Genomic DNA, 12,501 nt, shown 5'->3' on the forward strand with positions numbered 1-12,501 from the left:
TCCAGTCCAACAATCAATAGGGTCCAATGAACCCATCATGATGACAGACGGAAGGTGGCAGGCAGGAAACGCTTACAGGAGATCTGCTTCCTGGCCGATCAGTTGAGCGACCTGCTCGACGCCTGCGGCGAGGTGGACGCGCCCGAAATGGAACAGGTTGGCCGGAGGACGGCGGCATGAGGGTCGGAACTCGCGCTTTGCCCCGCCTTTCCGAGCTCGTCGACGGGGTCGAGATGTCACCCGATATGGTTACGCGGCTGGCGGCCCTGACGATCATGCAGGCGCATATCGTCGCGGACGAACTCCGCGACACTGTCATTCCGCTGCTGCCTGCCTCGAAAAGGAGCTTCGCCGCCAGCCTCACCCGGCGTATCGAACGCGGAACGGTCCTGGAGGAGGACGCCCTTCGGGAACTCGTGACATTCGGTGAGTTGCTCACCCAGCAGATCGAGGCCGGAACGCATGTCTACTGGCAGGGCGAAGACAATCACGTGCGCGGTGGCTTTGAAGCCATTCATCGCGAGCCCGAACCAACCTTCCTCACGAGGGCGGTGAACCGCCTTCGATCGACCAACTGACACGATCGGTGGAGGGACATGAGCCCCCGGAAGGGCACGTTCATGCTTACTGAGCACGGTAAGCCCCGCTCCAGCAAGGGCGCATCGCAGTGGTTCTCGGAACGGGCCCAGATGGCACGTGTGCCCGAGGGCAAGACATCTCATGGGCTTCGGAAAAGCCGCATGATCCTTCACGCCGAGCGCGGCGCGAACATCCATCAGATCGCGGCTTGGAGCGGACATGAGACGCTCAAAGAAATTGAGCACTACACCAAGCAAGCCGAAAAGCGGCGTTTGCTAAGCCCGGAATCCTCCGTGTTGATGACGGGTAAGTTTCTGGAAGTCTGAGCACCAATATCATCGCAGGGGCGCGCTCGTCGCGGCCCTGCTGGCCGTTTTACCCGTCGCATCACGGCAACACCGCGCCAAATAATTGGCCACGACACAAGAAAGCTGCAATGAGACGGAAACGGGCGGTTAGGGTCAAATTGTCTAAGACTTGATCGTCCTTAGACAAGACAGATAAATACCCATTGTATTACAGGCATTTGAGGGAGGTAGTGGCGGACCGAGGATCATACCTACTTGTAGATTAGAGCTCTGTATTTGCCACCAAAAAATGTTCTTCAGTAGTCGTATACCACATAAAATACCACTCCGCGTTAAGCGGATAGGTAATTGCGATCAGCGAGGGAAACATAGACCAAAGGGACCGTAGCGTGGTCGTGCCGATCGACGCGCGCCTTTCCCGGCATCTTGCGCACCATGCTTTCGTCTCCTCGATGATCAGAAAGTCATGATCGTCCCGAGGTAGGCGCCTCGCCGATCCCCTCCTGCCGCGCTGAGGCTGTCTGCGCTAGTCCTGCTGTTGAGACAGGTTCAGCGTGCTGAGTCCGCCGCGATATGGCAGGCTCACGTTGTAGTCGGGCTCCGCCCAGTCCAGTCCGACGAGCTGCAACAGACTCTCCACGAACCCGGCTGTCTGCGGGAGCGGCAACCCGAACAGCCCTTTCTCCCAAAGCAACCTCCTGATGGAAATGACCTTCCAATGAGTTCGCAGCGCAAGCAACGCGCGCACCTATACCTCGCTCACGTCGTATAGCAATGAGCGAGCCTGACGGCAGCGGCCTGCAGAGCAGGCAGAAATCCCTGCATTTGCGCGATGGTCTGGCGCCCGCTCGGAGCCACCAGCGAAAGACCAAGATTTGGGATGGCGTGTTGGGACTCGACAGCCACCGCGATACCGATGACGCCGTTAAAACACTCTTCGTCGTCAACAGCAAAACCCGTGTTCGCGATGTTATCGAGCTCGCCTTCCAGCACGTCGCGGCTGGTAATGGTATTTTCGGTTCGTGGTGTCAGAACTAACGCGTCAAGAAACTTTCGCCGCTGTGTTGGCGGCATCCGGCTCAGCATCAGCTTGCCGATCGCCGAGCAATAGATCGGAACGCGACTGCCGACCTCTAGACGCAAAGCGAGCGGCCAGACCGCTTCGAACCGGTCGAGATAGAGTACCTCCCCGTCCGACAGGGTACCGACGTTGGCGGTTTCTCGGGTTTCGATTACCAATTGGCGCAGCACTTCGTGACGAGGCCCGCGTCGTGCCGCGCCCTCGAGGACGGCAGATGACATTTGCACCAAACGATCGCCTTCGATGATACGTAGACCACCCCCTTCGCGTTTCAGCAGGCCGAGCTTGATCAGGTTGCTAATTAGCCTGTTCGCGGTCGGTCGAGGCAGAGCAAGCTTCTCGGAGATTTCGGCCACCGTAGCATGATGATTGGGCGCGGCGGTCACAGCGCTGATAATTTGGAACGCCTTACCCACAGTGCTGGTCCCGACTTCGTTTTCAACATTCTCCGGCTCGCTCTGCATATCAGTCTCCATCCCCAGCTCCGCATTGCCATTGGCAACTCGCTATCTGAACTATGCCCGTCGGACGTGGCATAACAGCCGCAGCATCAATATCCCAGCGGCGCACAGTTCAGAGCCTGCTGCCCCGGCGGATCAAAATTGATCCTCAAGCTCGCAATTGACCGTCATTTCGGCCAATGCTGCAGTATTGGGCATATCGAGCGCCAATCGAACCATCGCGGCCACATCTTCGGGCTGTGTCATTTCTTCCGGCGTCAGGTCGGTCACAGCGCGCGTCATCTCTGTTCTGACCCGGCCCGGGCAAATGGAAGTCGCGCGGATACCATGCTGCCAGCCCTCGTGCCGGAAGCCGTGGGTCAGCGCCAAGGCCGCATGTTTGCTCACAGCATAGGAGGCGCTCGGGGCCGATCGCACCCGTTTACCCGAGAGCGAGACAAGCGTCACAATACGCCCAGCGCCGCAGTTAATCAGGTTCGACCAAGCGGCGCGCACCAAGCGCCGCGGCGAATTGACGTTCACCTCCCACATATGCCCAAAAGCCTCGTCGGAAATATGCACCACGTCATCTGCTACCAGCACGCCTGCCGCGCATATCACGGCGTCGATCCGTCCGTAATGTTGTTTGGCCTGCGCAACCCAATCGTCCTCGTCGCCCGCCATTGCGTCATGGCGAACCACTTGGGCTTCCGGAAAAGCTTTCTGCAAGGCAGCGGCATCCCGGGCACCGAGAGACAGGTGCCATCCGTTTTCCACTAACAGTCTCGCGACACAGGAGCCGATTCCGCCGCTGGCTCCCGATATGAGCGCCACTCGTTCTGTCATGTCTTGTACCTCGTTATTATTAGATCAGAGCTGAGCTCCGATTTCGTTGTTACATGGCGCGTATTAATTGCGGCAATCAGGGCAATGCGCGCAGCAGCGGTTCGATCTTCTCAGGGATTTCGTAGTGCGGCATGTGTCCGGCATCTTCGAAAAGGTTGAGCGAGACATGGCCGGGAGCGCGTAAGGCATGTCGCCAAGGGATGATCGCGTCCTGCCGCCCCCAGATGATCCGCGTCGGGGCGGTTAGACGTTGCAGAGCTGCGTTTAGATCGAACCCCTGCACCCCGTCGGGAAACAACTGATCCCCCATTGCAAGCTGAGCGGCGCGGAGTTCCGCATCGTTCCGCGCAGCCGCAACTGCCTGGATATAGGAAAACCCGATCGCATCAGGATCGGCGGTGAGCAGCTTTAACCACGGACCGATGCTCTCACTGCGCGTTGCCCGGCAAAGCCCCCGGATTGCATCGCCATTGAATTCGGGGCCCAGCCCGGCCGGAGAGATCAGGGTCAGGGAGGCAACCTTGCGTGGGCGTATGTCTGCCAAGGCCAGTGCCAACGCACCCCCGAGAGAATGACCGACGAGATGGCATCGCTCGAGGTCAATGGCATCAAAGGCATGACGCAGTTCGGCGGCGAGCTCGGCAAAACCGGTGATGCGGCGTCGGGGCGAGCGGCCGTGACAGGGTAGCTCAATCCTATGAACCCGGCGGTGGGCCTCCAGGGGGCGGGCCAATTTTTCCCATCCGGTGGCATCGGCGAGAAATCCGTGGATCATGACCATCGGCAGCTGCTTGTCCTTGCCTGCGGAGGTCACCATCAGCGGGCCGGACTCGTCTGAAGGATGAAGCGGCGCTGGTTCATGCGTTTCGGCTGGAGCCCTCGGCGCTGCGTTGTCTCCACCCAGCGCGCCTAGCCTTGCCGCCATGAGCACATCGGATTTCTGGACCCGATTGCCCGGTCCCGTTCCTTTGATGTCTTGCAGCTTAAGCCCAACATCCTCTAACGCTTCAAGCGCCGCCGGGGTGGCGAAGCGCCGCGCTTGCCCCTCTTGAGCGGGCTGCGCAGATTGGGCAGTGGGTGGCGGCTTCGCAGTATCCACCTCCGGCTCGGCCTGCGCAGGCTTGTCCATCGTTGCTACAGGTCTTGCGCCGATCTTCTCACCTTCGGCATAAATCCAAGCCACGGGATGGTCGACCGGCACTAGGCTCATTTCCTCGGCGACCACATGCCCCAGAATACCAGTCGCTTCCGCCTCGACCTCGACCGCGGCTTTATCGGTTTCGATCTCGAAGAGGACATCGCCTTTCTCTACTGCATCCCCCTCTTGCTTATGCCAAAGGGCGATCTTTCCTTCTTCCATGTCCTTGTCGAGACGCGGCATCGTGACTGTAAGGGGCATGAGAAACCTTCCGCCAGTTATTCAAGGGTCGCGTTGCACGACGATCTGATCGTCGTAGCTCGCGCGCTAATCGTTCCCCGGCACAGACCAGCGCCGGGGACAGAATTGGTGTCGCCTCTGCTTCAGGCGTCGTGGACGTAGAATTCGCCGTCGGTCTCGGCCGCTTCCCGCAATTTGTCAAACGTAGCGAGGGAGCCCACCAATTCCTTCTTGGTGTCGTCCCATTCGGGTTTTTGCGATCCGGCGGCATCGACCCATTGCGCCATCTCATCCTTGGAGGGAGAGTAGAACTGAACCCCCGCTGCAGCCATTTCGTTCATTGCAAAGTTACGCGATGAGGGAATCTGCGCCAAGTTCTGCAAGAACGTGATCTGCGCGCCCCATTCGATCCCTTCACGCGTGTCGGCGTCTAGGGTTTCGAGCCAAGCTTTGTTGCAGGAATAGACGCCGCCATCAGGCACGGTCCGGGTAAAGGTCACATGCGATACAATATCCTTGAAGCCGAACAGGTTGAGGCCCATTACATTCGGGTCCAACGCATCGGCAACGCCCTGGCGCAACGCGGAAGGAGTCTCTCCCCAAGCGATCGGCGTCGGATTGGCGCCAAGCAGGCTGTAGGTCTGCGCCAAGATCTTCGAGCCGGGCACCCGGAACTTGATGCCCCTGATGTCTTCAGGTGTGCGTACGGGCTCATCGCGCAGCCCCTTGCGCAGGGTCACGGTGCGTGGGTCTACCGGCTGATAAAGGAGGACTTGGAAACCGTTTTCCGCCACCCGCGCGTCAACTTCTTCTTTCCAGGCATCAGAAGTCACCAGGTTGACAAATTTGCGGTTGTCGCCACACCAGAAGGGAATGTTGATGACGTCTACTGCTGGCGCGAAAGGCGCGAAGTTCGACATCGAATGTTGTGCGGCCTGAATCGTGCCCGTCTGGACTTTCTCCGCCAGCTCGCCCCCGGCACCCAGCGAACCATTTGGGACAAGTCGGACATAGACCTTGCCGCGGGTGGCGTTCTGGATGTTTTCCTTGAGCTGCAGCTGCATCACCGGAAAGGTGCGGGTGGTGCCGAGACGATAGGCTGTGGCGATCGTCATCACATGTTCGGCTGCCGCTTCGCGTTCACTCTCTTCAGCGCGTGTCTGCGCCTCCGCAGCGGGCACACCCAGGGTCCCAGCGCCAAGTGCGGCTACTGCAACGGTAAATCCTGACCCGCCCGCGAGTTTCAGAAAGGCTCGCCGGTTCTGCGTCGTCGGCAGCGGGGTTTGTAGGTTCGACTTATCCATCATTTTTCCTCCCTTAGATGGTTTCTTCTGGTCATCTCTCATCATTGAGTTCGGCCGCTCCAGACGCGCAGCGCCGCTCCTCCTTGAGCAGGAACAATACGCCGAACAGGGTCGACGCGATCAGCAGCGCGAATTCCAACACCGGGCTCAAGCGTGGCAGGGTGAAAGCACCGAGCATCGTGAGCTTCGCAATGAGAATGTTCGCCACAAAGACAGCGAAGATCGCCGAGGCGACCCAACCGATGAGCCGTTGTCCGGGGGGGCGTCTATTGAAGCGCATCAGGTTTTCCTCCTTGGGCTCGCTCATCCAGCTCGACGGAGGCGCTCAGTCCTGCCAGCCGTTCGATAATCAGCAGCATTGCGGTGCAATCGAGGTCTTCGATCCGCATCGGCGCAGCCATTCCGAAGAGCTCCCGCGCCGAGGCGCCGAGCAGGAGCGGCACGCCCAATTCCTGTCCAAGAGTGAGTCCCAAAGAAATATCCTTGTGGCCCATGGAAAGCGGGAAATCGGGGCTGACATCGCCGCTCAGCACTTTTGCCGGATAGTTGACGTTGACCTGCCCTTTTCCGGCCGTGGTGTTCTGCAGTACTTCGACGGCCGCGCTCGCATCGATTCCGGCCTTGCGCGCCAAGGTTAGGGTTTCAGCGGTCAGCACCATGCCCACCATCGACATGTAGTTGTTGGCTATCTTCATTCGAATGCCGCTACCCTTCGGACCGAGAAAGATCGATTTTTCCGCGATCGGCGCAAAGACAGTCTCGGCTTCGTCGAAATATTCGCGGGCGCCGCCCGCCATGATCAGCAGGGAGCCATTCTGCGCATCCCGGGGGGTGCGCCCCACCGGGGCGTCGAGCATCCGCATCCCTGCTGCAGCGGCCTGTTCATGCAGTTCAAGGCTCGTCTTCGGCAGGATGGTGCTCATTTCGATGAGCAGAGTGCCTACGGAAACGCTTTCAAGTACACCACCTGACCCGAGCCAGACTGTACGGACATGCTCGTCACGTGGCAGGATTGTCATCACACAATCGGCGCCTGCGCAGGCCTCGGCGATGCTCTCGCAGGCGATTCCGCCCAGCGCTGAAAAAGTCACAAGCCGTTCACGGTCGAGATCATAGCCATGAACTTCATGCCCAGCCGCGAGTAGCCGCGCCGCCATACCTGAACCCATCGTGCCCAGACCGATAAATGCAAGCTTGCGGGGTGGCACTTGAGGTATCGCGCGCGCGGTCATGCTTCTGCGCCCTTCTGCGGGAATTCAATGAACTCGAAGACCACATTCTCCGGCCCGTGCAGATAGAAGGCCTTGGTTGCTCCGCCGCGCATCACCTGGGGCGCCGAGATGGGTAGATGACCCGCTGAAACGGCCGCTTCATGAACGACATCCACATTCGAGACCTGGAAGGCCAAGTGCGTGAAACCCCGGTCGCATTGCCGCTCTACGCCCGTTGCGCCTTCAGGCGTGTAATATTTGAACAATTCAATCCTGTGCGCGCCAAAGCGCAGCATAGCCCAACGGATTTTGCACCCCGGCAGCCCCACCACGGTGCCCAGCGCTTCTTCGCCACGATTATCCATCTCTCCTTCAAGCTCGAAACCGATGAACCCTGTCAGGAAATCCCGCATAAGTTCGAAGTCCCGCACAGAAAGAGCCGTGTGATGGACTGTCTGAATCTGATCCTTGAGACTCATGCGCTCCCCTCCAACCTTTCGATATTCCGCTCGTCTATCACCTTGCGCAGCGCCGCCTCGACATCAGCCGCTGTGGCGAAGGCCGCTTCTTCAAGCACTTTCGACACCACTGCCGAAGATTCAGTGCCGGTGACATGGAGAATCTCATAGTCCAGGAGGTTGAATAGCCGCCGTTGCGCATCGTTAACGATGCGCGAGCCGATGGAGGTACCGCGCGTGGTCTGCTCCACCATCAGCAGTGCATTGGTTCGAGCCACGCTGGCCTCGATTGTCTCCCAGTCGAGCCCCAGAGGGTCGAGCGTGCGCAGATCAATCACCTCGGCATCGAGCCCATGCTCCTCGGCTACGGCGCAGCAAACATCGACCATGGGACCATAGGTCAGGATTGTGGCCTGGGTGCCCCCGCGTACAATTCGGGCCTTGCCAAAGGGAACGATGAAGTCCCAATCATCCTTCGGGACCATGCCCTTCTTCTGGAACAGCTGGTTATATTCGAGCACCAGGACAGGGTCATTGCAGGCCACCGCCGCATTCAGAAGTCCGATGTAATCATGCGGCGTGGAGGCCGCGACAACCCGCCAGCCGGGGTAAAGCGTGAATAGCCCAGCGGCGTCCATCGAATGTTGAGAGCCATAGCCAGTGCCTTGGGTTACCCGGCTCCGGACTACCACTGGCACCGGAAAGTCACCGCCAAACATGTGCCGGACCTTGGCGATCTGGTTGAATAGCTGATCGGCTGCGACCAAAGCAAAATCGGGATACATGATCTCAACCACCGGGCGCATGCCATTGAGCGCCGCGCCCAGCGCGACCCCTGTGAAGCCATTCTCGCAGATCGGAGTGCCAATCAAGCGCTCCGGGTATCTCTCGCCGATGCCCTTGGTCGCCCCGGCGGTGCCGCCGCGCAAACGGTGCACATCCTCCCCCATGATGAACAGCCCGTCGAAGCGTTCCATATTGCCGAGCATGGCTTCTGAAATGACATCGACGAACCGCGCTTCGCGACCATTTTTCTCCGTCAGCTCCTCTGCTTCCACGATGCGCCATTCTTGCAATTCTGACAGATCGCCACGAATACCATGCTCTACCGACTTCGGATCGGGCCAAAGCGTCGGAATCAGACGTCGCTCTCCCTCATGTTCTTCAATGAGCCTGCTCAACACCTCGTCGATAGAGCTTTCGGCCCGACCACGGATCGTCTCTATTTCGCGCCGGTCCAGGACAGACAACCGCTCAAGCTGATCCGGGAAGACCTTTACCGGATCGCGTTCCAGCCAGCTCTGCTCCTCTTCCTTGTCGCGATAGCCGAATGCACTACCCCGCAGCGGTCCCGATTGGTGCAGATGCCGATAGGTCCGCGCCTCGATCAGCACCGGCCCGCCGGACTTTTCGATCTGCTCTTGGGCAATCTCCATCGCACGTCGCGCGGCGATGACATCCATGCCATCGAAGCTGATTGAGGGAATGCCAAGCCCCAGGCCACGGGCGCCGAGCCGGGTCTCGCGGGTTTGCTCGGAAACATGGGTGGAAACCGCGTAGAGGTTGTTCTCAACGCAGAAGATCGTCGGGGTGTTGTAAAGTGCGGCAAGGTTCATCGCCTCATAGGCGGTGCCGATCTGCATGGCCCCGTCACCAAAAAATGCCACCGAGACGTGCTTGCGCCCAGAAAGCTTATCGGCGAGCGCATAGCCGACTGCATGGGGAATATTCCCCCCCACGATCGCGTTGGAGCCCAGGATTCCCGCCTCGGGCCAGCGTAGGTGCATCGACCCCCCGCGTCCGCCGCAATAGCCGGGTGTCAGGCCGAGGATTTCCGAGTAGGTCTGAAACAGCACCTCTTGGGCCTGCTGCGGAAATTCCTGCTCGCGCGGATCGTACCCTTCCAGCATCGCGTGATTGAGTGCCTTCGATAGGAATTGGTGATGCATGCGGTGGGTGCCGTTGATCTTGTCGCTTGTTTCGAGAGCCGACATCAATCCGACCGCAGCCCCCTCCTGACCGATACTGGCATGGGCTGGTCCATGGAGCAGGCCCTCCTTGCTCAATTCGAGCAGGCGCTCCTCGAAATGCCGGATCAGATAGAGCTGCTCGAGCATCGTGGCCAATTGGGGTTTCGGCACCGCAAGTGTGTCCGCATCCGTCACCGTGAGTTCCCACCACGGCGTGTTGACCTCTATTGCCTGAAGGTTGCCTGTGCCGTCCGCATGGCGCGCCTCGACCGAAACATTCATCATTCTACCTTTCGTTCATTCTTGACCGCGCAGTGCGACCGTGTTCGGAGCGCGCATATCTCAACGCCACCAGATGGAGATTTCAGGGACGAAGGCGATGAGTAGGACAACCGCCAACATCGACACGACATAAGGAAGGGACTTCGAGGCCACCGAGAGGATGGATTCGCCGGTTACCGAAGAAATGACGAAGAGGTTGAGCCCTAGCGGTGGTGTAATGAAGCCGACGCCCAAGGAGGTGATCATGAAAATGCAGAACTGGAAGTCGTTCATGCCGATTTCTTGCGCTAGAGGAAACATGATGGGCGCGAGGATCACGATATTAGGGGTCGCCTCCATAATGCAGCCTGCCAAAATGAAAACTCCGAGCATCAGGAGGATAGTAAGGTTCGGATCATCGGTGATCGAACGGATCAATGCGGCGAAGCCTTGCGGCACCTCCACCAAGGCGAGCGCCTGAGCCAATGGCAGTGCCACCGCAATGATCGGCACAATGATCCCGTTCACCTTGGCGGAGCTCCACAGCATCTCCGGGATTTCGCCAAAGCTCATCGTGCCTTCATAAAAGCCAATCGCCAAGGTCACCGCGACAGCGACAGCAGCAGCTTCGGTCGGAGTGAAGATGCCTGAATAGATGCCCCCAAGGATAATCAAAGGGATCGACAGGGCGAATTTCGCGGCCCATAGCGCCTTCAGCCAGACCCGAAAAGAGAAAGTACTGGTACTGTTCTCGTAGCCCTTAAGGCGGTTGATTGCGATGTTGGTCATCATGATCGACAGAAGCACCAGCACGCCTGGCACGATGGCCGCCACAAAAAGGCTCGCCGCTGAGATTCCGAGGATCATGCCGATGATGATATAGGCGATCGAAGGCGGGATCAGGATGCCGGTACAGGCTCCGGAGGCCACCAGCGCTGCCGCATAGCCGGGCGGATAGCCTTTCTCAACCAGACGTGGAAAGGTCATGCGGCCAACTGCGGCGCAGCCTGCTGCATCCGAACCAGAAATGCTCGAAAAGAAACCGCAGCCAAGCACCGTTGATGTACCCATGCCGGATCGCAGCGAGCCCATGGTAGCTTCGGCAAAATCTAGCAACTTCTTGGACAACCCCGTCCGCACCAGAGCATCACCGGTCAACAGGTAAAGCGGGATGGCGATCAGCGCGTAATGATTGACGCCGCTAAAAAGGCTTTCGCCAAGCAAAGATAATGGCAACACATCGGTCAGCCAGAGCATGACAAGTGCTGTAATTCCAAGCGAAACCCAGATCGGGACCGCCATAAGAAAGAGCGCCGCTAAAAGAATGAGGGAGAGTGCAACCTCCCAGCCAATTTCCAACGCGGATTCCGCCGTTTGATAGAGCAAATCCCTCTTCCTTCTATCAGTCGAAAAGTTTCTCGCCGACGTCAGGTCGGCGGTTGGCGCGAAATGCCCTCACATCGTCGACAAGATTGCCGCAAGTCCGAAGAAGCACGAGGGTGAAGCCGATAGGCACTGCCGCGAGGAACCAGGCGCGGGACAAGCGCAGGCCTTCCGAAACCGAGCCGAATTCAAGTGAGATCAGCAGCGGCTCCACCGACCAGTAGCAAGCAAAAATCGCGAACCCGAGAATTGCGAGATGACCGAACATTGATAGTACGGTCGCAGGTCTAGGCGGCAGTATGTCAGCCAGAAGCGTGAAGCTGATATGGGAGCGGTTCCGCACCCCCACCGCCGCGCCGATCCAGACCAGATAGACAAAGGCGTAGCGCGCGGCCTCTTCTCCCCAGATCGAGGAATAGTCGAAGACGAAGCGCCGCAGGACCTCGATGACAATCACTAGCGCGATAAAGGCGTATAGCCAGAGCATCGCAAAACGCTCGATCGCGGCAAGGGTTTTGCCCGGCGCGCTCATTGGGTGTCGACCAGACGATGTACGAGCAGGTACCGGCCACAGATCAAGACCTCGCAGATCAGCATAAAGGCTCCTCCCTCCTTCGATGCAAAACTTCAATTATTGATCACTCAATGATAAGGAGCTTATCTAATAATGATAATCTGTCAAATAATTCTTGCGATCTGCTCCTTTTTTCAGATGAGAACCCTTTCTCCGCCTGCCAAAGCGGGCTGAGGTGCATGCTTTTTCAAGCCCTCGGCCTTGGACAGACACAAGCACCAATTTCCGCTTTCGCGTGTTTGTAGCGACCAGGAGGTTGCTGAATTAGTCGGGGTTCGCCGCGGGCCCTTCGGCCTCACGCGCCGTCGCGACGAGTTTGCAGTTCACTTTCCTCAATACGTAGTTGTCGTGCCAGTCGTAGAAGTAGCGCCGCACCGTCGAAACCGGCGAAAAGTCATTGGTCAACATTCGCCACTGCACCCGGGCGTCGCGATGTAGAGGATCGCGTCAAATACATCGCGCAGATTGGTCGTCTTGGGCCGACCGACCCGCTTAGCCACGGGCATTAACGGGCGCTATCAGCGCGCCCGGCAGACCCTGCCCGCGGATTTCCGCGACGCGTTCATCGGTGGCCTGCACGCCCTTTTCTCGAGCTCATGACGTCCTGACCGACGCGGACTAAAAAAAGTCCGTAAGCGGTGCGCTGATCCCACCTATTTGACGTAATTCCACGGTAGCAGCTCGTTGATCTTGCTTTGTTTGTGGCCA

The 12,501-nt window shown here is 58.7% G+C and carries 13 protein-coding genes and 2 pseudogenes; 3 read left to right on the forward strand and 12 right to left on the reverse strand.

Going from position 1 to position 12,501, the window contains the following annotated elements:
• Positions 1 to 54 precede the first annotated feature (54 nt).
• The 3 genes from ACFSUD_RS18775 to ACFSUD_RS18785 are packed head-to-tail and all read left to right on the forward strand — an operon-like array spanning position 55 to position 905.
• The gene (locus ACFSUD_RS18775; RefSeq protein ID WP_386376038.1) at positions 55 to 180 is read left to right on the forward strand and encodes a hypothetical protein; all 126 of its coding nucleotides are present in this window, start codon (positions 55 to 57) and stop codon (positions 178 to 180) included.
• Positions 181 to 233: 53 nt separating this feature from the next.
• On the forward strand, positions 234 to 578 hold the full coding sequence (locus tag ACFSUD_RS18780; RefSeq protein WP_386376039.1) for a hypothetical protein: 345 nt from the start codon (positions 234 to 236) through the stop codon (positions 576 to 578).
• 42 nt (positions 579 to 620) lie between these two features.
• Positions 621 to 905: a hypothetical protein gene (locus ACFSUD_RS18785; protein ID WP_386376040.1), complete on the forward strand. Its 285-nt coding sequence runs from the start codon at positions 621 to 623 to the stop codon at positions 903 to 905.
• Between the two features lie 526 nt (positions 906 to 1,431).
• Here ACFSUD_RS18785 and ACFSUD_RS18790 read toward each other — a convergent pair.
• The 12 genes and pseudogenes from ACFSUD_RS18790 to ACFSUD_RS18845 form a co-directional block, all read right to left on the reverse strand.
• Positions 1,432 to 1,593: pseudogene (locus tag ACFSUD_RS18790) on the reverse strand (transposase); the annotation flags it as partial.
• Positions 1,594 to 1,646: 53 nt separating this feature from the next.
• Positions 1,647 to 2,444 carry an IclR family transcriptional regulator gene (locus ACFSUD_RS18795; protein WP_386376041.1) on the reverse strand — a complete coding sequence of 266 codons (798 nt, stop codon included), beginning with the start codon at positions 2,442 to 2,444 and terminating at the stop codon, positions 1,647 to 1,649.
• A gap of 120 nt (positions 2,445 to 2,564) precedes the next feature.
• Complete coding sequence (locus ACFSUD_RS18800; RefSeq protein ID WP_386376042.1) at positions 2,565 to 3,254, reverse strand: SDR family NAD(P)-dependent oxidoreductase; 690 nt, start codon at positions 3,252 to 3,254, stop codon at positions 2,565 to 2,567.
• A gap of 76 nt (positions 3,255 to 3,330) precedes the next feature.
• A complete protein-coding gene (locus ACFSUD_RS18805) occupies positions 3,331 to 4,653 on the reverse strand; it encodes an acetoin dehydrogenase dihydrolipoyllysine-residue acetyltransferase subunit (RefSeq protein WP_386376043.1) in 1,323 nt (440 codons plus the stop codon).
• Between the two features lie 122 nt (positions 4,654 to 4,775).
• On the reverse strand, positions 4,776 to 5,936 hold the full coding sequence (locus ACFSUD_RS18810) for a TRAP transporter substrate-binding protein (RefSeq protein WP_386376044.1): 1,161 nt from the start codon (positions 5,934 to 5,936) through the stop codon (positions 4,776 to 4,778).
• Positions 5,937 to 5,967: 31 nt separating this feature from the next.
• Positions 5,968 to 6,243, reverse strand: coding sequence for a hypothetical protein (locus tag ACFSUD_RS18815; RefSeq protein ID WP_386376045.1), 276 nt, complete (start codon positions 6,241 to 6,243; stop codon positions 5,968 to 5,970).
• On the reverse strand, positions 6,203 to 7,168 hold the full coding sequence (locus ACFSUD_RS18820) for an NAD(P)-dependent oxidoreductase (protein ID WP_386376046.1): 966 nt from the start codon (positions 7,166 to 7,168) through the stop codon (positions 6,203 to 6,205). Before ACFSUD_RS18820 ends, ACFSUD_RS18815 begins: the two co-directional genes overlap by 41 nt.
• Positions 7,165 to 7,626: a VOC family protein gene (locus tag ACFSUD_RS18825; protein ID WP_386376047.1), complete on the reverse strand. Its 462-nt coding sequence runs from the start codon at positions 7,624 to 7,626 to the stop codon at positions 7,165 to 7,167. The genes ACFSUD_RS18820 and ACFSUD_RS18825 overlap by 4 nt, the downstream gene beginning before the upstream one ends.
• Positions 7,623 to 9,860 carry an alpha-ketoacid dehydrogenase subunit alpha/beta gene (locus tag ACFSUD_RS18830; protein WP_386376048.1) on the reverse strand — a complete coding sequence of 746 codons (2,238 nt, stop codon included), beginning with the start codon at positions 9,858 to 9,860 and terminating at the stop codon, positions 7,623 to 7,625. Before ACFSUD_RS18830 ends, ACFSUD_RS18825 begins: the two co-directional genes overlap by 4 nt.
• Positions 9,861 to 9,917: 57 nt before the next feature.
• On the reverse strand, positions 9,918 to 11,222 hold the full coding sequence (locus ACFSUD_RS18835) for a TRAP transporter large permease (RefSeq protein WP_386376049.1): 1,305 nt from the start codon (positions 11,220 to 11,222) through the stop codon (positions 9,918 to 9,920).
• Positions 11,223 to 11,238: 16 nt separating this feature from the next.
• Positions 11,239 to 11,751 carry a TRAP transporter small permease gene (locus ACFSUD_RS18840; protein WP_386376050.1) on the reverse strand — a complete coding sequence of 171 codons (513 nt, stop codon included), beginning with the start codon at positions 11,749 to 11,751 and terminating at the stop codon, positions 11,239 to 11,241.
• 312 nt (positions 11,752 to 12,063) lie between these two features.
• Positions 12,064 to 12,305 (reverse strand): annotated as a pseudogene (locus tag ACFSUD_RS18845) (transposase); the annotation flags it as partial.
• Positions 12,306 to 12,501: the final 196 nt, after the last annotated feature.

It is taken from the genome of Sulfitobacter aestuarii, from assembly GCF_042685005.1.
GTDB lineage: Bacteria > Pseudomonadota > Alphaproteobacteria > Rhodobacterales > Rhodobacteraceae > Sulfitobacter > Sulfitobacter aestuarii.

Bases quoted from the DNA above. Each gene is read 5' to 3' on its own strand.
- ACFSUD_RS18825 (WP_386376047.1), bottom strand. From the start codon at position 7,626: ATGAGTCTCAAGGATCAGATTCAGACAGTCCATCACACGGCTCTTTCT.
- ACFSUD_RS18840 (WP_386376050.1), bottom strand. From the start codon at position 11,751: ATGAGCGCGCCGGGCAAAACCCTTGCCGCGATCGAGCGTTTTGCGATG.
- ACFSUD_RS18795 (WP_386376041.1), bottom strand. From the start codon at position 2,444: ATGGAGACTGATATGCAGAGCGAGCCGGAGAATGTTGAAAACGAAGTC.
- ACFSUD_RS18785 (WP_386376040.1), top strand. From the start codon at position 621: ATGCTTACTGAGCACGGTAAGCCCCGCTCCAGCAAGGGCGCATCGCAG.
- ACFSUD_RS18815 (WP_386376045.1), bottom strand. From the start codon at position 6,243: ATGAGCGAGCCCAAGGAGGAAAACCTGATGCGCTTCAATAGACGCCCC.
- ACFSUD_RS18805 (WP_386376043.1), bottom strand. From the start codon at position 4,653: ATGCCCCTTACAGTCACGATGCCGCGTCTCGACAAGGACATGGAAGAA.
- ACFSUD_RS18780 (WP_386376039.1), top strand. From the start codon at position 234: ATGTCACCCGATATGGTTACGCGGCTGGCGGCCCTGACGATCATGCAG.
- ACFSUD_RS18830 (WP_386376048.1), bottom strand. From the start codon at position 9,860: ATGATGAATGTTTCGGTCGAGGCGCGCCATGCGGACGGCACAGGCAAC.
- ACFSUD_RS18800 (WP_386376042.1), bottom strand. From the start codon at position 3,254: ATGACAGAACGAGTGGCGCTCATATCGGGAGCCAGCGGCGGAATCGGC.
- ACFSUD_RS18820 (WP_386376046.1), bottom strand. From the start codon at position 7,168: ATGACCGCGCGCGCGATACCTCAAGTGCCACCCCGCAAGCTTGCATTT.
- ACFSUD_RS18810 (WP_386376044.1), bottom strand. From the start codon at position 5,936: ATGGATAAGTCGAACCTACAAACCCCGCTGCCGACGACGCAGAACCGG.